This is a genomic window from Falsihalocynthiibacter sp. BN13B15 (assembly GCF_041205415.1).
Taxonomy (GTDB): domain Bacteria; phylum Pseudomonadota; class Alphaproteobacteria; order Rhodobacterales; family Rhodobacteraceae; genus Falsihalocynthiibacter; species Falsihalocynthiibacter arcticus.
This window is the reverse complement of sequence record NZ_JBGFCE010000002.1, coordinates 120,027-140,302: the sequence shown is the minus strand read 5'-3', so window position 1 is coordinate 140,302 and position 20,276 is coordinate 120,027. Positions and strand designations below refer to the sequence as shown.

At 52.8% G+C, this 20,276-nt stretch carries 22 protein-coding genes; 17 read left to right on the top strand and 5 right to left on the bottom strand.

The annotated features are described in order from the left end of the window. The first annotated feature begins 1 nt into the window (after nt 1). From AB9F26_RS03385 to AB9F26_RS03355, 7 genes are all read left to right on the top strand, one after another. Nucleotides 2-250 (top strand): hypothetical protein, encoded by a 249-nt coding sequence (locus AB9F26_RS03385; RefSeq protein WP_335583612.1) that lies wholly within the window; start codon nt 2-4, stop codon nt 248-250. 366 nt (nt 251-616) lie between these two features. Further along, nucleotides 617-1,066, top strand: coding sequence for a curli assembly protein CsgF (locus AB9F26_RS03380; RefSeq protein WP_335583613.1), 450 nt, complete (start codon nt 617-619; stop codon nt 1,064-1,066). A gap of 56 nt (nt 1,067-1,122) precedes the next feature. Next, nucleotides 1,123-2,184, top strand: coding sequence for a CsgG/HfaB family protein (locus tag AB9F26_RS03375; RefSeq protein ID WP_335583614.1), 1,062 nt, complete (start codon nt 1,123-1,125; stop codon nt 2,182-2,184). Nucleotides 2,185-2,350: 166 nt separating this feature from the next. Beyond that, entirely contained in the window at nt 2,351-2,773 is a 423-nt protein-coding gene (locus AB9F26_RS03370; protein WP_369767276.1) for a hypothetical protein, read from the top strand. A 96-nt stretch (nt 2,774-2,869) separates the two neighbouring features. Next, nucleotides 2,870-3,445: a hypothetical protein gene (locus tag AB9F26_RS03365; protein WP_335583616.1), complete on the top strand. Its 576-nt coding sequence runs from the start codon at nt 2,870-2,872 to the stop codon at nt 3,443-3,445. A gap of 8 nt (nt 3,446-3,453) precedes the next feature. Next, nucleotides 3,454-3,819, top strand: a complete 366-nt coding sequence (gene csgH, locus AB9F26_RS03360) for a curli-like amyloid fiber formation chaperone CsgH (protein ID WP_369767275.1) — start codon at nt 3,454-3,456, stop codon at nt 3,817-3,819. A 13-nt stretch (nt 3,820-3,832) separates the two neighbouring features. After that, on the top strand, nt 3,833-4,594 hold the full coding sequence (locus tag AB9F26_RS03355) for an SH3 domain-containing protein (protein WP_369767274.1): 762 nt from the start codon (nt 3,833-3,835) through the stop codon (nt 4,592-4,594). A gap of 88 nt (nt 4,595-4,682) precedes the next feature. Here the strand turns inward: AB9F26_RS03355 and AB9F26_RS03350 are convergent, their stop codons facing one another. Both AB9F26_RS03350 and AB9F26_RS03345 read right to left on the bottom strand, forming a co-directional pair. After that, nucleotides 4,683-5,384: a GntR family transcriptional regulator gene (locus AB9F26_RS03350; protein ID WP_335583619.1), complete on the bottom strand. Its 702-nt coding sequence runs from the start codon at nt 5,382-5,384 to the stop codon at nt 4,683-4,685. A 296-nt stretch (nt 5,385-5,680) separates the two neighbouring features. Next, nucleotides 5,681-6,565 carry a dihydrodipicolinate synthase family protein gene (locus tag AB9F26_RS03345; protein ID WP_335583620.1) on the bottom strand — a complete coding sequence of 295 codons (885 nt, stop codon included), beginning with the start codon at nt 6,563-6,565 and terminating at the stop codon, nt 5,681-5,683. Nucleotides 6,566-7,059: 494 nt separating this feature from the next. On the opposite strand from AB9F26_RS03345, the gene dctP reads away from it, so the two are divergent. From dctP to AB9F26_RS03300, 9 genes are all read left to right on the top strand, one after another. Next, complete coding sequence (gene dctP / locus AB9F26_RS03340) at nt 7,060-8,052, top strand: TRAP transporter substrate-binding protein DctP (RefSeq protein ID WP_369757448.1); 993 nt, start codon at nt 7,060-7,062, stop codon at nt 8,050-8,052. A 108-nt stretch (nt 8,053-8,160) separates the two neighbouring features. Then, on the top strand, nt 8,161-8,724 hold the full coding sequence (locus AB9F26_RS03335; protein WP_039003853.1) for a TRAP transporter small permease: 564 nt from the start codon (nt 8,161-8,163) through the stop codon (nt 8,722-8,724). Continuing rightward, the gene (locus AB9F26_RS03330) at nt 8,721-10,016 is read left to right on the top strand and encodes a TRAP transporter large permease (RefSeq protein ID WP_369767273.1); all 1,296 of its coding nucleotides are present in this window, start codon (nt 8,721-8,723) and stop codon (nt 10,014-10,016) included. The genes AB9F26_RS03335 and AB9F26_RS03330 overlap by 4 nt, the downstream gene beginning before the upstream one ends. Before the next feature lie 17 nt (nt 10,017-10,033). Further along, on the top strand, nt 10,034-10,936 hold the full coding sequence (locus AB9F26_RS03325; RefSeq protein ID WP_335583621.1) for a shikimate dehydrogenase: 903 nt from the start codon (nt 10,034-10,036) through the stop codon (nt 10,934-10,936). A 224-nt stretch (nt 10,937-11,160) separates the two neighbouring features. Continuing rightward, the gene (locus tag AB9F26_RS03320; RefSeq protein ID WP_369767272.1) at nt 11,161-12,621 is read left to right on the top strand and encodes an amidase; all 1,461 of its coding nucleotides are present in this window, start codon (nt 11,161-11,163) and stop codon (nt 12,619-12,621) included. A 12-nt stretch (nt 12,622-12,633) separates the two neighbouring features. After that, complete coding sequence (locus AB9F26_RS03315; RefSeq protein WP_369767271.1) at nt 12,634-13,689, top strand: ABC transporter ATP-binding protein; 1,056 nt, start codon at nt 12,634-12,636, stop codon at nt 13,687-13,689. After that, nucleotides 13,686-14,588 carry an ABC transporter permease gene (locus tag AB9F26_RS03310; RefSeq protein WP_369767270.1) on the top strand — a complete coding sequence of 301 codons (903 nt, stop codon included), beginning with the start codon at nt 13,686-13,688 and terminating at the stop codon, nt 14,586-14,588. Before AB9F26_RS03315 ends, AB9F26_RS03310 begins: the two co-directional genes overlap by 4 nt. Continuing rightward, complete coding sequence (locus AB9F26_RS03305) at nt 14,581-15,387, top strand: ABC transporter permease (protein WP_369767269.1); 807 nt, start codon at nt 14,581-14,583, stop codon at nt 15,385-15,387. The genes AB9F26_RS03310 and AB9F26_RS03305 overlap by 8 nt, the downstream gene beginning before the upstream one ends. 30 nt (nt 15,388-15,417) lie before the next feature. Further along, nucleotides 15,418-16,443: an extracellular solute-binding protein gene (locus tag AB9F26_RS03300; protein ID WP_369767268.1), complete on the top strand. Its 1,026-nt coding sequence runs from the start codon at nt 15,418-15,420 to the stop codon at nt 16,441-16,443. A gap of 55 nt (nt 16,444-16,498) precedes the next feature. Here AB9F26_RS03300 and AB9F26_RS03295 read toward each other — a convergent pair whose 3' ends face one another. From AB9F26_RS03295 to AB9F26_RS03285, 3 genes are all read right to left on the bottom strand, one after another. Further along, on the bottom strand, nt 16,499-17,530 hold the full coding sequence (locus tag AB9F26_RS03295) for a histone deacetylase family protein (protein ID WP_369767267.1): 1,032 nt from the start codon (nt 17,528-17,530) through the stop codon (nt 16,499-16,501). Nucleotides 17,531-17,841: 311 nt separating this feature from the next. Further along, nucleotides 17,842-18,312 carry a hypothetical protein gene (locus tag AB9F26_RS03290; RefSeq protein ID WP_369767266.1) on the bottom strand — a complete coding sequence of 157 codons (471 nt, stop codon included), beginning with the start codon at nt 18,310-18,312 and terminating at the stop codon, nt 17,842-17,844. A gap of 123 nt (nt 18,313-18,435) precedes the next feature. Further along, complete coding sequence (locus tag AB9F26_RS03285) at nt 18,436-19,017, bottom strand: hypothetical protein (protein ID WP_369767265.1); 582 nt, start codon at nt 19,015-19,017, stop codon at nt 18,436-18,438. A 798-nt stretch (nt 19,018-19,815) separates the two neighbouring features. Here AB9F26_RS03285 and AB9F26_RS03280 point away from each other — a divergent pair. Next, entirely contained in the window at nt 19,816-20,232 is a 417-nt protein-coding gene (locus AB9F26_RS03280) for a hypothetical protein (RefSeq protein WP_369767264.1), read from the top strand. Nucleotides 20,233-20,276 lie beyond the last annotated feature (44 nt).

Sequence of the window (20,276 nt, the reverse complement as noted above, 5' to 3'; positions counted from 1 at the left end):
CATGCATCACTCCGTTTCTCGCGAAGCCTTTGCAGCAACAGCAGGGTTCGCCATTGCATATCTCTCTTTCGAAATCAGCCAGACGGCTGTGAAATGGTACGGCCTCCAAATTTCTGCCGAGTTTTCGAATAAGTCCGAAGTTGAGACAGAAAAGTGTCAAAAACAAGATAAATTTCTTCCCATGCCCAATTTTAGCCTCATTTCAAAACAAATCAGGAAAATTACAACCTTAGGTGGTGGACGGTTTTAGCAGCGAGCCACCATTAGGCAAAAAATCGATACAATAACAAAAACTTATTGCGCAAACAAAACATGTAATTTTAGCGATTCGTACCGAATTTCATTTAAACTGAGGGCCTAGAAAAGAGCTTTCGGGCAGTAACTCCCTTCCAAAACTTGCAAAAGGTGAACTATTTTTGGGCATATTTTCGCCTAAATCGTATCATATTGACAACAAATCCAACCTCATTTGCCCGTATTGGAATCGTTAACCTAGCAACACGTTGCCGCAAAATTGCATTGATGGCCTAATAAGTCGGTGTATATGACTTTCCACTGATCTCGCTGCTATTGAGAGATCAATTTGGGCGCGTTTTAGTATTTAGGGTTTGTGAATATGAAAAGTATAAGTTTTGTTGTCGCTGCGATGTTTGTCACAGCGTCCCCAGCGATAGGGTCGGAAATTACATATCAACCTGTAAATCCCTCCTTTGGCGGTTCCCCCCTAAACTCCTCTCACCTTATTGCAACAGCAACCGCCCAGCGGGATGCAACGGCTCGGAACGCAAACCAGAATTCTGGCACCTCCGGGACGGAAACTGACACGTCAAGCTCTCAGGCAGATCTCTTTGTAAGACAGCTTGAAGGTCGCCTGCTCTCCGCTCTTGCAGGGCAAGTGACAGAGGCCATTTTTGGCGACACGGGGTCTGAAGGTGGTTCTATTACCTTCGGCTCGACCCAAGTTACCTACGAACGCACGCCCGAGACTATTCGACTACTCATTACAGATTCATTAGATGGCACCGTTACCGAGATTATTGTGCCCCAGCTTTTGACGGACTCTTAAACAAAAACTCAACCGCATTTAAAGTTGGGACAAATAATCGAGCAGGGACTTGTTTAATGAATTTTGATAGTTTTTCTTTACCAAGCGGCCTTCGGGCCATGACAAAACTAGCCGCAATCGCAGGTGCAACGGCACTTGCGGGATGCACACCAGCCCCCTCACCGTTCTTCGGGGAAGCTCAACCAACACTCGTTGCCCCGACGCAGCAGAGTATGGCGCTGCGCACCCTGCCATCACCGATACAGCGGATGAATGTTGCTGTGTACGATTTCCCCGACTTGACGGGTCAATATGAAGAGCGCGAACTGGTTCAGTCGTTGTCACGCGCCGTTTCCCAAGGTGGGTCGGCAGTTCTGATAAAAGCATTACAAGATGCTGGTGAAGGGCGCTGGTTCTCGGTTTTGGATCGCGCCAGCCTTCCCGATCTTGTGAGAGAGCGTCAGATTTTGACAGAAATGCGCCGTCAATATCGCGGCGAAGACGAAGTTAATCCAGCGGCACTTGGCCCCCTCCTCCACGCGGGTATCATCCTGCAGGGCGGGATCGTAGGCTATGACAGCAACACACAAACCGGGGGTGCGGGCGCTCGTTTGCTCGGAGTCGGCGCAAATTCTGAGTGGCGGACCGATACGGTCACTGTAAGCTTGCGCGCTGTTTCGACCTCCACTGGTGAGGTTTTGACCAACACGATGGCGCAAAAATCGATTGGGTCTTCCTTGATCCAAGGGAGTATCTTTTCTTATATCGAACTTGATGAATTACTCGAAGTTGAAGCGGGTATGAGTGCGAATGAACCGCGCTTGATTGCCTTGCAACAGGCGATAGAGAAAGCCGTTTACAGCATGATTATTGAGGGCGCGGAGAAAGGGATTTGGTCTTTCTCTGATAAAGCAACTCAATCGCGATTGATTGCAAAAAATAAGAGCGAAAAACTCGGCGCATACTCCGCTTACGCCCGATTGGCTAAGGCCCCTCAAACGCGCAACCCAGCGTCGATAACGCAAACGGTTCCGAAAAAGAAGGACGTCGCGCCTGCCTCGGTTGTGCGTGAACTTACACCGGAAACTGGGGCTGTCAGATTGCCGACCCCGCCGGTTGACGACGAGGTTCTCGGCTAAATCTAAACAACACATTAAACCGCCTCACCTGCATCAAATTTCTGCCACAATATAAGCGCCAACTGCCAGCGAACACGAAACGGGCGAAAGCGTCCGGCTGGCAAGGGGTGAAGCTATGTCGTGCAATATTTTTGGGGTATCTCGGTATCTTATACTAGCATTTGTGATGAGTTTATTGGCAGCAGGGGTTGGGAATTCCGCGCCAGAGGGGCGGGATACAGTCTTGATCACGGGCCTCGACAACTTTCTACATATCGAAAGTACGTCGGGAAACACTCTCTCCTTAACAGTAACGGGGAGCGAAAACGGCGGTCTAGGGCGCACTTGGGACTCAAACCCATTGTTGCTCCCCTCACTGAAACCTGGAAACATCCTTCAAAGTGGGGACCGCAACACCATGGACATAGATGTTTTGGGGACGAATACACTCTTTTCGGTCGTTCAAAATGGAAACGACAATTCGATACGCGGATATTCTTCAGGCACATCCAACGCCTTTACCGTCGTCCAAAGCGGGCAGCAGAACCAAGCTGTTTTCTCGCAACAAGGTAGCCGAAATTCGTTGTCGATTTTTCAAGGTTCGTGGTAACGTCCTTATATTATGGATAGAATCATTAAAAATTTCAAAATTTCCGCTCTTTGCGTTGCAACTTCTGTCATTGGCGCCCTTGCGGGTGCCCCGGTAATGGCTGGCGATGGCAACTACTTGTATTTGGTTCAGGACACTCAGGACAGTTTGCTGGGAAATACCTTGCAGATTGATCAGTCTCTCGCCACGAATTCTAGCGTCGCAGGTAGCTTGAATGGATTTATGCCAGCCCTTCAACTAGGGGGTGGAAACAGCGCGAACATTACTGTTGAGAACGAGAGGGCAACTGTTCTCCTCAACCAAGATAACAGCTTGGCGCCAAGCCTGAGCGGAAACGCTGCGACGATATTTGGCGGCGAACTGGCCGTGGTGGCACTTGAGCAACTTGGCAGCGGAAACCTCGGAAATATTGAGGTGACGGGACGCGGAAATATAGGCTCGCTTTCCCAAACCGGCGATAGAAACAACGGTAGTGTTTTGGTGAGCGGCACCAGTAATTCCGGTACGTTGAACCAAGTCGGTAACGACAATACTTATGGTCTCTCGGTGTCCGGCAGTGCCACAAATGTAACGTTCAATCAGGTTGGAAACAACATGACGGCAACAGGTTCCCCAACGGTATTTTCCAATGCGGGCACCGTTGTGATTACGCAAACCACCCTAAGTAGATAGCGTCAAATATGCGCAGATTTTCTGCAGTTGTATTGGCCGTTATGCTTCTAAGTGCGCCTGCAAGTGGCGATATTGCGATCGCTGAACTTTCTGTCGTCCCTCAAGAGTCCAAAGTTGTCATAACGGGCAGCGTACTTGGCTTGTCCGAAGGCGTTGTCGAAGCGGAAATGATCGTTTCCAAGGGAGACGCATCGGGCACCGCGAACCTGCGGCAGTCTGGTGAATTTCAGGTCCGCTCTGGCAGCATCGACACCGTTGGCTCAAGCGGCATTAACCTAAATGACACCACCACATTGAAAGTGGTCCTTATTCTTAGGTCCGAAGGATTGGAGATCGCGCGCGCGACTTCAGATATAGAACCAGGAAAACATTAAATTGGGTAAGAAAATGAAATCGAAATTATGTCTAATTGGGCTTATAAATTCACTTGTTCTTTGTTTTTCGATACAGGCAACAGCACAATCTAAAGAGATGTTTTTAGAGGCTTTTTCTGGTCAATGGCTGATATTTGACACGTCGTTTTCAACCAGCCCCGCTCCGTGTTCCTTTGAGCTTACGAATGTGATTGAACTGCGTGGCGTGGTTGAAGAATCTCAATTGCGCCCCTCCGGTACCTCCGAAAATTGTGTGGCCCCTTTTGACAGTGTCAAAGCATGGGATATCGAAGACAACCAACTTGCCCTCTATGCTGAGAATGACGCTTTGATTGCCCGTCTTGGAGGCAACCAAAACCGCGTGACTGGCGACGTCGGGGACACATTTCGCAGCGTTATTTTAGAGCGTGCGAATGGCGCCCCAGAGAACGCCAAGTTCAGCCAAGCCCTTCGCGAACACCGGTGTATTTACAAAGGCTACACGGCTGAATGCGCAACAAAAGAGGAATTGGCCCTGCCCGTTTTCACAGAGGGCGGCGGTGTTATTTCCTCGGTTGAATTGCTTGTGAACCTAAACGTCCGCGAACAACCCCGAGGAAATTCACTCTCGGTAGGGACGCTACCAAAAGGCACCTGCTTAAAGGTCAACTATTGCACAACAGCCTCTGACGGAATTTGGTGCCGCGCACGTTTCGGCGAAGCTGCAGGCTGGATCAAGAAAACGATGTTGCGAAAAGATGAATGGCCAATTGCAACTTACTTAAACGCCTGCTGATTTCATTTGGATCGAAGGGGACAGGGTTTTAAGTCAGAATGAACAGAAACCACCTTGCCCCTCGCAAACTTTTCGTCTGAACTAACAATTAGCGTTGTTCCAAGGCGCGATTTCTCGCACTTGTGATGTGTTCCCGCATGGCTTGACTGGCTTTGGCAGCGTCGCGAACCTTGAAAGCCTCAATGATTTTGATGTGTTCAAGCATTGTCGGAACAATCACCGCGAGGTTTAATTGCGTCTGTTCTTGCTTAATCAATCGGATTTTAATCATATTCACGCGATAAGCGTCGTTGATTATCCGATTGCCAAGCGCATCAACAATCGTCGCGTGGAAGCCCCAATCAATGGATTGCGCCCGCGCAACGAGTACGGGTTGAATGCCTCCTGTAGCCGCGGCGTCCTCACATTCCTGAACAATTGCAACATGTTCCTCATAAAGACGCGCGACATCGCTATTCGATGCATTTTGAGTGAATAGGGATGCGGCTTCTACCTCGATGAAAAGCCTAAACTCGAACGCATCGCGGATCAGGTTGAGATCGACGTGCGCTATCTGCATCCCGCGTTTGGGAACAGTCTTGATCAATCCTTCAGATTCAAGCCTCGGGACCAATTCGCGAATGGCACCAAGACCAAGCCCCGTCAACTCGACTAACTCTCGTTGTGATACAAATTGACCCGGCCGAAGGGAGCGCGCCAAAAGATGCTCTGTGAAACTGCCATAGGCTTGCTCGCGCAAACTGTTGGTTTTACCTTCGTCGGGCTTTGGGATCGGTTTCGAAGTTTTCATTTGGCACCTCCAGTAAGAACGATTAAGTGACTTTTGACGCCCTTGCGACCTAACTTCAGATTAACATGTCACACGGATCATCCGTCGGAAAGCCAATTTTCCCCTCAAGTGACCTTCGGCGTCCCCATTCGAAACCAGCGTTTTAAAATGACGCACGCGGGAGGCCCAATCATCGCCCGCAAAAGAAGGCGCCCCCACCCATCAAGGTTTTTCCACAAGCACTTTAGTTCATGTGGCCGCACGTCTAGCGAAAACCTGATTAGCATGGAGAGCGTTTATGGTAAGCGAGCGGCGCGTCATCCCTTTGCCATGGCCGCTTCATACCCTTGGATGAGCGCCTTCTGGGCCGCTTCGGGCAATTGCGACAGGGGCGGCCGGACGCGGATGAAATCAGGGTCACCGGAGACATGCGCCGTCAGAACTTTGACCGAAGGCGTTACAGGGCCCGCAACCACCATATCAACGATTCCGGACAAAAGCCGCGCATCAGCCCCCTCATGGATAATTTTTCGCAAAAGTCCGGGAAGGAAATTCGAAACCCCGCAAATCGAGCCTTCTGCGCCATTTGCCATGGCTTTTGGCAATTGGCGTTCGTCGCCCACCAAGATGGATATATCGCCATGTGCCGCAAGGTATTTTTGGGTGGTGTCCCAATCGCCGGAACTATCCTTAATGCCTGTGATCACACCGGGATATGCGGCGCGCAATCTAGAAACCAACTCAACGGAAATCGGCACCGCTGTTTGGCTTGGGATGTGATAAAGAATTACGTTTTTAAGGGCATCGCCGATCCGATCGAAAACGGCGCTGTACCACGCAAAAAGTCCATCATCCCCCATGTTCTTCATGAAAAACGGCGGCGCCATCAACAACCGCGACGCACCGCCTGCATAGGCAGAAAGCGCTTGTTCGGCTGCGGTCGCGATATCGCAGGTCAGAATGCCCACGCCAATCGGTGTTTCTTTGGATAGAGCGCCTGAAACCGCTTTTAAAATATCCCGCCGCTCGTGCGAACTAAGGCCAAATCCCTCGCCCGTCGTACCGAAGAGAGTAACGCTGTCACACCCGCCGGAGATGACGAATTTTGCGTGACTGACCACACGGGTCAAATCAGGATCGCCCGTTGGCCCGAATGGCGTTACCAATGCTGCCGAAAGGCCAAAGATCCTAGTTTTTTTCATGCGTTTCTCTCCTGTTTTCGACTAACATGTTAATTTGCTTTATTTGCGGATGTCAACGTGCATTTGCCGCCGAGCTAAAACCTCGAAATGAAATAGGAGGCTCGTTGAAGAAACGCGCACCATACGTCCCCATCTCTCAGTGAATAGTTACGGGCATAAGGCTTACCTCCTGCCCCACGGTTTCCATCCAGTGCAAAAAGTTAAACGCCGCGTAACATGTTACCTTGACACCGAACGGTTGAGTTGCCACAGTTTGGATGAAATCGCGTTACGACCGGAGGGGGGAAAGGGAGTAGTCGCAACAAGACACCCGAAGGGTTTGCGTTGCGAGATTGAATTAAGTGTTTGGAGGAAAACACTTTTTAGCATTAAAACTGAAACCAAGCTAAGTTTAACAAAGTCAGTTTAAACCCCTTGGCCAAATTCCCCACCCAAAGGGTTGGGGATCGAATCGCGGACATGCGCCGCGTCACTAATTTTGGAGGAGACCAAAAATGATGAACTTTACCCGCCGCGCAGTTATTGCGATTACAATGGCCGCAATTGCAGGCCCCACCTTTGCTGCCGACACAATTACTTTGCGGATGTCCTCGCCTGCGTCTGATACCGATCAGAGGTCAGTTGCCCTTGCCGAAGTTTTTGCGCCTGCGATCGCAGAGTTCGCAACTTACGAGCCGCACTACAACGCGTCCTTGATTGCGCAGGGTTCAGAGTTGGAAGCGATTGCCTCTGGTGATCTGGAAATGTCGATTGCATCGGCACAAGAGTTGGCGCAATTCTTTCCTGAGTTTTCGATTTTTGCCACCGGGTATGTCCATCAAGACGCCGAGCACCAAGTGCGCGTGTTCAGCGATCCACTGATGGATCCGTTCAAGGCTAAAGTTGAAGAAGAGCTGGGCGTAAAATTGCTAGCCGTCATGTATCTTGGACGTCGGCACGTGAACCTAAGACAGACAAAAGACGAGTTGACGGTTATGACGCCTGCCGATCTTGCGGGTATCAATCTGCGGATGCCAGGCACGGATGCATGGCAGTTCCTTGGCAAAGCTCTGGGTGCAAACCCCACTCCAATGTCCTTCACCGAAGTTTATACCGCCCTGCAAACAGGCTCGGTTGACGGTCAAGACAACCCCCTTCCTACCGTGGTCGATGCCAAGTTTTATGAGGTAACAAACCAGATTGTTCTAACATCTCACTTGGTTGATTTGAACTACATCGCGCTTTCCAAGGCGACATGGGACGCATTAACGCCAGAGCAACAAGTCACCGTGCAAGCCGCTGCGGATGCCGCAGCGTCGAGTGGTCGCGAGAACCAATTGCAAAAAGAAGTTGATCTTGTGTCTTTCCTCGAAGAAAAAGGCCTAGAAATCTATGAGCCTGATCTTGCAGCCTTCCGCACCCATGTTCAGCAGCAATATGTTGGGTCTGAGTTCGCGGCATCTTGGCCAGAAGGCGTGCTTGAACAGATCAATGCACTCGGAAACTAGGTTCTGACGTTTCCAAACAAAGAGAGAGGCGTGCATCGCGCCTCTCCTACTGCCGCTAAATATAAACAAAAACAGGAATAGGCACCCGATGTATCTGAACGCATTCCGATGACTAAAATCCTGTCTAAATTCACACGTTTTGCCGAAGCTGTTGCCGCAATCATGATGGCGACCATGTTTCTAACGTTCATTTTACAGATCGCTGTGCGGTATTCGGCGCGGCTGGCCTGGTTGCCTGATATTCATCCGATCTTTGAGCCGTCCAACTTTGGCTGGACGCTCGAATTCTGCCTCCTGCTGTGGGTGTGGCTTGTCTTCTGGGGCAATGCATTTGTAGTTCGTCCGCGCGATCACGTCGTTTTTGATATCCTCCTAAACTACGTGCGCCCCTCTTTGCGGCGAAAATTCATCATCATCACCAGCTGTGCAATCTGTGTGGGGTTGTTCCTCGCAATTGAGCCGACATGGGCAAAATTCTACATCCTGCGGCTCAAGAAAACGGCCACTCTCAGTAGCCTTTTGGGCGATTGGGTCCGTATGCGCGACCTCTATTCGATTTACATAATCTTCCTTGTTGTTGTCTCCCTCCGTTATGGCTGGGCTGCATATCGCGCCATCAGGTTTGGTGTTGAAGAACCGGAAAACTCCAACACGGAGCAAAAAGACGCATGACGTTTGAATTCTTTCTGTGCATCACAACGCTGATGGTTTTGGCAGGCATCGGCGCTCCGATTGCCTATGCCATTCTCCTCGCGGTTTTCGTTTACCTTTTCGCGAGCGGTGCTGGCGTTGGGATTGCGGGCAAAGTGCTTATGGATGGGCTTTATCAAAGTTTTATCTTGCTGGCGGTCCCCCTTTTCATTGTCGCGGCCAACATCATGAATGCAGGCACCATCAGCGACCGACTGCTAAGCTTCTGTGTGGCTCTTGTTGGGCGTTTTCGCGGTGGTTTGGGGCATGTTAATGTCGTTGCCTCCCTGATCTTTTCGGGAATGTCCGGATCGGCCATCGCAGATGCGGCGGGGATCGGCAAAATCATCATCGAAATGATGACCAAAAGCGGCCATTATACGCGTGGCTACGCAGCAGCAATCACCGCCGCATCTGCCACGATTGGGCCTATCATTCCACCGTCAATCCCGATGGTCCTCTATGCGCTCGTCTCAAACACATCCATTGGCTACCTATTTCTAGGTGGCATTGTGCCCGGATTGTTTATGGGCGGTGTATTGATGGCGATGAATTGGTGGCTTTCCAAACGGCGCGGATTTGCCTTGGAGGAACCCGTCCCTTTTCGTGAATTGCCACGCCGCACGGCGAATGCGTTCCCCGCGTTATTGATGCCCGCCATCCTGCTTTATGGAATATATGGCGGTGTCACGACCCCAACAGAAGCCGCAGCCGTTGCCGCGTTTTATGCGCTGTTGCTGGCGGCCCTGTTCTATCGGGCGCTAAGCTTTAGGGCGCTCTATCTTATCCTCGTCGAAAGCGCGCGCTCGTCTGCGGCCGTGGGGCTGGTGATCGGCGGCGCGCTTATTCTCAACTACGTTGTTGCCTCGGAAAACATCCCGAGCGTCCTCGCCCAACATCTGGTTGGCCTCGATGTCGACCCCCTCGTGTTCCTGCTAAGCGTCAACCTTTTGTTGCTCCTGCTGGGCTGTTTGCTCGACGCCACCACAATCATCTTGGTGATTATCCCGCTGTTCATTCCGACCTGCCGCGAGTTGGGGATTGATCTCGTGCATTTTGGCGTGGTCGCAGTGGTAAATTGCATGATCGGTTTAATCACCCCGCCCTACGGCATCCTGCTTTTTGTCATAACCGCCGTCACTCAAATCCCCCTTTCGGAAATCATCAGCGAGGTTTGGCCGTTTTTGGGCGTGCTTCTGCTGGCTTTACTCTGCATGGTTTTGTGGCCGGGCTTGGTCCTAACCCTGCCCCGCATGATGGGGTACGCAGGTTGAAAGGAGGCGTAATTGCGGTGAGCAAATGGATACCAAATATCGAAAAGAAAGCGACCGAGGGAGCAATGCTTCTGGGCTTGCTCGGACATGGGGTTTCATCCTCCCGCACGCCCCGCATGCACATAAACGAGGGGCAAGCGCAGGGTATAGATATTGACTACCGTTTGTTGGATTTTGCGGGTCGCACCGACGAACCACCCCTGAATGAGGTCCTCGACAAAATCCAAGCGGCCGGTTTTAACGGGATAAACGTCACCTTCCCTTACAAACAAAGCGTCCTTCCTCATCTGGATGTTTTGTCCGTAAGTGTGCGGGCAATTGGCGCTGCCAACACCATCGTTTTTCGCGATGGTGAACGGCACGGACACAACACAGACTCGTGGGGGTTTGGCGAAAGTTTTCGTCGCGGCATGGCCAACACAATTCGCGACAAAGTCCTCCTCATTGGTGCGGGCGGCGCAGGGAGCGCGGTGGCGAAAGCATTGGTCATGGAAAACATCGGGCAACTGCTGATCTGCGACACCAATACCGATGCAGCAGAGCGGCTGGCACACGCACTCAATCACCGTTTCGGAGCCGATCGAGCTTGCGCGGTGACTGACCTTCCAGATGCCGCGCATCTTGCGAACGGGATTGTGAACGCCTCCCCCGTCGGGATGGAAAAACTTCCCGGACTGCCGTTGCCAACAGAATGCATTCAAGCGCATCACTGGGTCGCGGATGTTGTTTATTTTCCGTTAGAAACCGAACTGCTCGCGGCGGCCCGCGCCAAAGGATGTCGTGTTCTTTCTGGTGCGGGGATGGCGCTTTTTCAGGCTGTTCGGGCGTTTGAACTTTTCACCTCTCTGCAAGCAAACCCTACGCGCATGCAGGCCACTTTCGACCATTGGCCAAGTGGCCTTAACGATGGCGGTAGGTAAATTCGAAATCGCCTTTTCATCCCCACCGCAGGCGTAAAGTATACCCTCAGAATTCCCTAACGAAAGTGGAGACCTGAGATCAAAAGATAGCCTAAATACATAGCCCCAATTCCCAACCCGCCCTAAATATAATCACGCCCATGCAGATTGAATGTTTTGGCATTGACAGGGGGTGATTTCCTCCTAAAGAATACTTTTTACACGCAGCTGAAAGCCCCTTTTCCATGACAATAAACAGCTCAGACGACGCAACCTCCATGGCGCAATTAATCGCGTCTGGTGCGGCATCACCAAGTGAACTTTTGGACGACGCTCTCGCGCGGGTAAAGGCTGTAAATCCGGCGCTGAATGCTGTGGTTCTCGTGCAAGAAGACGTTGCGCGGCACGCAATTCGCGAAGGGCTTCCTGACGGTCCCTTCAAAGGCGTGCCGTTTCTAATCAAAGACTTGGGCGCAGAGTCGGTTGATTTCCCGTCCCACAACGGGTCAATCCCATTGAGCGATACGCGCTATACGTACGACGCCGAAATCTATCGCCGCATGCGCGCCACTGGGGTTGTGACCTTTGGGCGAACAACGTCACCAGAGGGAGGCATTGGCCCCGTCACCGAAGCCGCCGTTTACGGTGGCCCAACTCGAAATCCGTGGGATGTTTCGCGCACCTCGGGAGGATCTTCGGGTGGTGCTGGAGCGGCGGTTGCTGCGGGCATCGTCCCCTTGGCACATGGGTCTGACGGGGGAGGCTCAGTGCGTATTCCGGCCTCAAGCTCCGGACTGTTTGGCTTCAAGGCAACCCGCGCTCGGTTTCCCGATGGACCTGCTGCTGGTGAAGGCTGGGCAGGCATGGCAATTGATGGATTTTTGTCACGTTCCGTGCGCGACAACGCCACGATGATGGATGCCTGTGCTGGCCCTGACGCGGGGGCGCCCTATGCTGCGCCCGCGATGGAGATGAGCTATTCCGCAGCAATCGCACGTCCACCGCGCCGCCTGCGTATTGGTATCTGTGACACAACATTTACAGGCGCAGCAATCCATCCCGACTGCAAGGTGGCGGTGACGGCTGCGGCCAAACTTTTGGAATCGCTTGGACATACCGTGGTGCCTGCATGTCCCAAGGCCGACCATAACGGGATGATGCGGGCTTGGACCAAAATCGTGGCCTGTGGCACGGCCCTTTCGGCACGGGGCTTGCGGGAACGTCAGAAAGACTTGCAAGGGGTCTCCAAAAGCGCCATCCGCTACGCGCAAGACATCAGCGGCGCTGATTATCTGAAGGCCGTGGGGGATATCCACAGCTATGGCCGACAGATGACAGCCGCATTTGCAGATTACGACATCCTGTTGTCGGCGACCCTTGCCGAGCCCCCCGCAAAGGTCGGACGGTTCACCCATGAGCGCGACGACTATGAGGCCTATCGCATCGGCGAAGGGGGGGTGTTTTCCTATTCGCCGTTTTGCGCCGCGTTCAACGCCAGCGGACAACCGGCGGCATCTGTCCCTTTGCATTGGAACGATGAGGGGTTGCCAATCGGCATCCACCTTGCGGCCCCCTTTGGCGAGGATGCCACATTGATCGCGCTCTGTGCGGAATGCGAGCAGGCGCAACCTTGGGCCCTGCGCAAACCACCCGTATGGTGCGGAAAACCTTGTTTAAATTTAGAACGCGTCGCACATTTACCCTAGGGGGATTGTATCTTGAATGAAGAATTTGCCGTCGTCGCACGGAATGTTGGGAAAATATACGGCTCTGGTTCTGCGGCGGTAACAGCCCTTGGCGACGTGTCAATCAGTATCGAAAAGGGCGAGTTTTTCACGCTACTTGGTCCCTCTGGTTGCGGGAAAACGACGTTATTGCGCTGCATCGCAGGGTTTGAGACGCCGACGTCTGGCGCCATCCTGCTTTCGGGTCGTGACATCACCTTCACCCCGCCAAATGCGCGCCCCGTGAATACCGTGTTTCAATCCTACGCGCTGTTTCCGCATCTTTCTGTCGCGGATAACGTGGGTTTCGGACTAAAAATGTTGGGCAAGTCGCGCGATGAGGTGGCCAAGGCTACCGCGCGGGTATTGGCCTTGGTCAAGCTTGAAGCCTTCGCCGACCGGATGCCCCAACAATTGTCGGGAGGCCAGCAACAGCGCGTTGCTTTGGCGCGCGCGCTTGCTCCTGAACCGGAGGTGCTCTTGCTCGACGAGCCGCTCTCGGCCCTTGACCTTAAGCTGCGCAAAGAAATGCAAAGCGAGTTAAAACGCCTTCAGACTGAGACTGGGATCACCTTCGTATTTGTGACCCACGATCAGGAGGAAGCGCTTACGATGTCGAACCGGATCGCGGTCATGTCGGCGGGCCAACTTCTACAAGTCGGCACACCGCATGATATCTACAACCGTCCCGTAAACCGCTTTGTCGCGGATTTCATCGGCGAGACCAACTTCCTCCCTGGCAATGTTGAGGCCGGTGGGGTTCGGATTGGATCAGGGGAAATCCTTGCGGTAGCGTTGACGGGACAAACTGGCGCGGTAACCCTCGCAATCCGGCCTGAGCAAATCGGGATTGGGGCCGCAGCTACCGGCATTCCCGCCAAGGTTGTCGACGCGACCTATCTGGGAACCGACACGCATTACACATTGGCGCTGAGCGATGAGGGTCGCCTTGTGGCGCGGGTGCAAAGCAACGCGGGTGCACCCCTAAAAATCGGCGATGCCGTAGGGGTCAATATCGACGCCGAAACGGTGCAGGTTTTAGAAGCATGAGCGCCCTTGGCAAAGGACGCAGCAAGGGGAGCAATGGCTGGCTTTTGTCTATGCCAGCGCTGTTGTTACTGCTCGTCGCAGCAAGTGGGCCATTGCTGATTGTCGTGACCTATTCGTTTCTGGAAAAGGGCGACTACTCTGGTGTGCGCTGGGTTTTCTCGGGGGATGCTTGGTTTCGGGTGCTGTTTCAAAAGGACATTTTTGACGGCACAGTAAGCCTTGCCGATGCTAACCTTTCCATCATCTGGCGTTCGGTAAAACTCTCGCTATCGACGGCCGTGATCGCCTTTGCGCTCGGCCTGCCGACCGCGTGGTTTATCGCGACACGACCGCCAAAATACCGCGCATTTTGGCTGTTTCTGATCACAATCCCCTTCTGGACAAACCTGTTGATCCGCACCTTCGCGATCATGGAAGTGATCCGCAATCAGGGTCTTTTGAACACATTTCTCATCCACTACGGGCTGATTTCTGAACCTATCCAGATTTTGTATACCGACACCGCCGTACTAATCGGGATGGCCTATGTCTATCTTCCTTTGATGGTGTTGCCGCTGTTTGCAGCGATCGACCGGTTTGATTTTCGACTGATTGAAGCGGGTTACGATCTCTATGCTTCGCGTCTGCAAATTCTTCGACGGGTGATCTTGCCGATTATTCGCCCCGGTATCGTGGCGGGGTGCATCCTTGTTTTCATCCCAAGCCTCGGTGCCTATGTAACGCCGCGTGTTTTGGGTGGTGGTAAAAACATGATGATCGGGAACTTTATTGAGCTGCAATTCGGACAAGGGCAAAACTGGCCACTCGGAGCTGCGCTTTCAACGGTTCTGTTGGTTGTCGTTCTCGGCTCGCTGTTAATCTTTACACGCGTTTCATCGCGGGAGGACCCGCATGGGTAAGCGTAAATCTTTTGACGTGACCAAGCTGCCCGGCTTTACCTTCTTGGCGCTGCTGTCTTTTGTGTTGCTCTATGCGCCAATCGTCACGCTGGTTTTCTATTCGTTCAATGGCGGCAATTCCGTCAATCAATGGGGCGGGTTTTCGTTTAAATGGTACGCCATCGCAGTCCAGAACGAAGCGGTGCAAGGTGCTGCGATGCGCTCCTTTGTGATCGCAATTTGGGCGTCCGTTATTGCGACAACCGTGGCGACGATGGCGGCTCTTGGCACCACTCGGCGGGGGAAATTCAAGGGCCAGACCTTCATCTATATCGTCATCAACCAACCTTTGATGGTGCCCGAGATTGTCACGGCTGTTGCGCTTCTGATCTTCTTCTCGTCGATCAAAATCGCCACGGGCTATACGGGCCTCGGCTATCTTATCATCGCGCATTCGGCCTTCTGTGTGCCCTTTGCCTATTTGCCGATCAAGGCGCGACTTGAGGGGATGGACACCGCAATGGAGACCGCCGCTGCCGATCTTTATGCCTCACCATGGCAGACGTTTCGCTATGTGACCCTCCCGCTTTTGATGCCCGGTGTGGTCGCGGGGGCGATGCTCGCGTTTATCATCTCCCTTGACGACGTGATCATCACAGAATTTGTCAAATCAGCGGGACAGGATACGCTCCCCACCTATATGCTGGGCCAATTGCGCCGTGCGCTGACACCTGAAGTCAACGCGATCTCAACCGCTTTGCTGGCGGTCAGTGTGCTCGTACTAACTCTCTTTTTTCTCGCCACCCGGAAGCGGGGCTAGACCCTGCCTTCCCATTTTAAGGAGTATCACATGAAATCTTTTCTTATCGCCACCACGGCTTTGCTCGGCGGCACGCTTGCTGCGCAAGCCGAAGGCCAGTTGAACCTTTTCAACTGGGGGAACTATACCAGCCCCGAAATGATCGAGAAATTCACGGCTGAAACAGGGATCACCGTTACGATAACCGATTATGACAGCAACACGACCGCCCTTGCCAAGGTTGAAGCGGGCGGCTCTGGTTTTGACCTTGTGGTTCCTTCGGCCAACTACGTTCCGATCTTTGTTGCAAAGGGCCTATTGGCTGAGCTGGATCACTCGCGCCTTTCCAACATCGGCAACGTTGCGCCTGAATGGGTAAATGTACCTTGGGACGAGGGGCGGACCCACACCGTTCCATGGCTTTGGGGCACCACCGCTGTTGCCGTGAATACGGCTGATTATAGTGGTGATATTAACACCTCTGACATCTTCCTTGACCCGCCTGCCGAACTGATTGGCAAGGTCAACGTGGTTCCCGAAATGAGCGACGTTATGGCGCTTGCGATCTTTAACGTTGGCGGCGAAGCTTGCACCGAAGATCTCGACGTGCTGCGTAAGGTTCGTGACAAATTGATGGCGGCAAAACCGTCATGGTTGTCGATGGATTATGGCACCACAGACAAGCTTTCGTCGGGTGATTACGCCGCTTCCGTGAACTGGAACGGGTCCACAATGCGCGCGCGCCTGAACAACCCGACCGTGGCCTATGGATACCCCGTCGAAGGCTACCCCCTTTGGATGGATTCGGTTGGCTTGCTGGCGGATGCGAAAAACGTCGACGAGGCCTATCAGTTCCTCGATTTCGTCATGATCCCCGAAAACGCAGCAATGATCTCGTCCTTTGCCCGTTATGCCAACGGGATCGCAGGGTCTGCGCCGTTCATGCCCGAAGAGATGAAAACCGCACCAGAAATCGTTGTGCCCGCAGAGTTTGTCTCCGCAGGGAAATTCCTGCCAACCTGCCCACAAAGCGCGACTGAACTTTATACCGCTATTTGGACCGAACTGGTCAAATAAGCAAATGTGGCGGGGCCTGTTTCGGGCCCCGCCCCCCCTAAACGCAAAAGCGATTTCAAGCGTCGGCAAATCCTTCGAGTACGTTGACTGTATTCAAACCGACCATCTCAACCGCATACCCCCCCTCCATACAAAACACGGTAGGCAGTTTCATCCGCCCAATGCGACGGCCCGCATCGGTGAAATCATCGCTCTCCAGTCGAAAGAAGCTGATTGGGTCATCCTTATAGGCATCCACGCCCAGCGACACGACAAGTACTTCCGCGCCCCATGCGCTGATCTTGGCAATCGCCTCATCAAGCGCCGCAGACCATTGGCTATAGCCTGTCCCAGATAGCATCGGGTAGTTGAAATTATATCCCTCGCCCTCGCCGCGCCCCTTTTCATCGGCATAGCCGATAAAATAGGGATAGGTCTGTTGTGGCGCGCCATGTAGCGAGGCGAATAACACGTCTGCGCGTTCGTAAAAAATGTCTTGCGTACCATTGCCGTGGTGAAAATCAATATCGAGTACGGCAACCCGCCCCGCACCTGAATCGCGAAACATTTGTGCCGTAACGGCCGCATTGTTGATAAAACAGAAACCGCCGTATTGGTCGGCCGTTGCATGGTGCCCAGGTGGGCGGCAAAGCGCAAACGCGGCATTTGCCCCCGCCGCAACATGACGTTGCGCGGCCTGTGCGGAGGCCACGGACGACAAGGCTGCTTTCCACGTCCCCTGTGTAATGGCGGTTTCCGAAGCATGGCAATAGTACCCAACTTTCCCGTCGATATTTTCGGGAATGCGATCCATATGCATGCCACGCGCAGGAACGTTCGCAGCAATAATCTCGCCACCCATGCCTTCCGCTTTCCATTCATCCCAAGCCGTTTCCAAGAAGGTCAGATAGCCAGAATCCAACAAAGCAGCAATCGGCGCCATATCCACCGCTTCAGGTGCAACAACATCTAAAAACTGCCGTTCCCTCAGACGGTTGAGGATGTATTCAAGCCGTGACGGTCGCTCAAACGGCGTGACAAACTGCCCACCCGACAGTTCCGCTTGCGGAAAATGGAGCCTGTGATCTTCACTATAAAATACGCGCATATGAGGTACAGCCCTTCCAAGCCGATTCAGCCAACGTCGTATTCTAGCAGGCGTAGATGTATTGCAAATCCTTCATTTCGCAAGATCAATAACTTGTTCCTCCCCCAAAGCAATTTTAATCACCAGCGGTTCTATGTGACCGTCGACAATCAACATATAACCTTTGGGCGCGAGCTGAACTTGGAACCGTCGGTGGTGAAGCCAACAATATCAATGCGGGTTGCGATCCCTTGTGCCGCCAACGCCCTGAGTACCTCTTCGATGTAGCCGTCACCGGTCTTCTCACCGCCCGTCAAAACGCCGCAAGTACCTCAGAGATCGGCGTATGGGCAGATCAATTGCGCATGCCGGCTTCCAGTGGCGCAAGATAAAGCGGTATCGCCATTCGTGTCGAACAGATCAGGATGCGCGCGCCCATTCACCCCGATCAAGGCCGACTGCCTTCTCGATAGCCCCTCGGTTGCAATGGGGATTACCTTCGGTTCGAGCGCGTTCGGTTGCTTATAGGCGCTGGTTTGCGAAATCTCGCCCCCTTCGCCAAGGATTGGTAGGCATCGTGTTCTTATTGTTGTTTGACCAATGGTTCGGCGGAACCAAACGCGATACTCGTGCAGAGACAGTTTTGCCAAAGAGCCCACGGCCCACCCCGTTTCAGAAGCCGTGAGCGTCACCATAGAAGGGACAAAACTGTCGTACCCGTCGATTGAGAACGTAAAGGGCAATGCGCAAAAACACAGGTCTGCGCCTAGGAGAACGCGGCGTTGAAGCCCCTCAATTTTCACACCAGATTAACTGCAAAAAAGGGCGGAAGCACCGAAGATCTTTTAGGGCGACCCTTCGGTTTTAATTGGCTTGGCCTGTGCCTTGGGTTGGAGTCTATAAGCTCTCGCAACTGTCGCCTGATTTTAGCGGATCATTGTCACCGTACGCCAGCTTTTCACAGGCATGCCTCTGGCCACCGCCGACGTGTGAAAGATGCCGTACATCTGATCCACGCCAACCACCATCAGGCGTAACGTCATTTCCATGACCACGCCGTCCATTGATACTGTCGTGTGGCCGATCAGGCGGGCCAGTTTCTCGACGCCGCAGCCCATCAGCGTTTCAACATCCGACGAGGTCAGCATGGGCGCCGGAGCCCCGTCGTCGGCTGCGTGTTTCTCAAAACTCCACGCTGGCTCATCTGCCCAGAGGAACGGTATAGGAGCTTGCGCTTCGGGATGTGTACCAACCAGTTGCCCTGAAGGCAGCATTTCGATCTGCATCGTGTCGGTGTCGCCGCTCGCGGGGAAAGGCATCGTCATAGGACCCGCCACATAGAACCCCGCGTGGTGCTGAATTTTCCACGTTCCGACAAACAGCGCATCGACCTTCGCCCAAGCCTCTGGAGTGCCATAACCGCAAGCCACATCAGGCGCGGCCAAAACAGGCGCCCCCCATGAAGATGCCAAAAAAAATAGAGCCGGAAAGATGCGAAATACCTTCATTTTCAAATCCAGTGCAAAAGTCAAAAAAGGGGGGCAATGTGTTCTAAATAGCATGAACATGTGGCTTTCCTATCCAAATAACTAGCCCCCGCAAGAACATAGCTTAGCAAATTTTCATAACTGGTAAGAAGTTACGACCACGACCAGAGTTTTTCCTGTTCGCCGTACGTCTTAAAATTCCGAATATTGAAGTGATGCCTCTGCCGCCAGTAGTGATTTCGCAACGGAAATCTAAGGAATGGAATCGACTAAGCTTAAGCTATCAGAAATTAGCACCTTGCCGCGGGCGAGAATGTCATTTGGCAAAGCTAACCCGTCGCCAACACATTCATTGGCCCAAAGATTTTGACGATCTGTACCACCGTAAAACATCGAAATTTGATCAGACTGCGGTGGGCTTTCGCGGGGGGTCAATAGTAATTCTGACGTCACTGGTCGCTTTGGGAACCGTCAGTTCGATCACATTTTTCTTCATCCAACCCGCCGCGCCGTCCAGTTCCCCGTCAATAAAATTAGTTGAGGGCCTGTCAGAGTTTTCTTATGTGAACGCCTTTTTCATAACGCTCCATATAAGATCCAGCTGCACCAAGTGATGCTGTGGCATTAATTTCCTGTATAAGAACCGCCAGTTTGTGTCGTGTGCGCCTGATTTCTCTCCGACGCTAAACCTATTGCAAAGCCGCAACCTTGAGCGGACTTGCAATACTATGCAATCTCGCTCAAGGTTACTTATTTGGTTAACCATTTGCGTGAAAAGCCCTAATTTACAGCCCGCTTTTCCGGGAGTTTTTAGACATCATGATCAAACACATTCTTTTAGCATCCGTTATCAGCCTGACGACGCCCCAGATTGCGGCGGCGCAGGATCAGCCCGTCAAAAAGACTTTTGCCCAGCAGATGGAGGAATCCGTTCAGCAACAGCTTGCGGACGAGGAAGCCCAACGACTTGCCCTTGAGGCCGCAAAACCAACAGCAGAAAGTATTGCCGCCGATTGCGAAGCCCAAGGCGACCTCGCTGTGCGGGGCTTAATCATGAGCCAAGATGGCTTGCCCGTGGAAGAGGCCAAAGCCGCGATCTTGGCATCGCCCGAAGGTATCGGCGCGTTGGAGCCACTGGGCGCCAGTTATTTGATTGAGATGGTTTATACTTATCTTTCCAAAAGCACGCCCGAAGCGGTGAAGGCCAGAATCGTGGAGCAATGTTTGATTAGGTAAGGGCTGTAGGCGCGATCCTTACCTTCCGCGACATATTTCCAAAC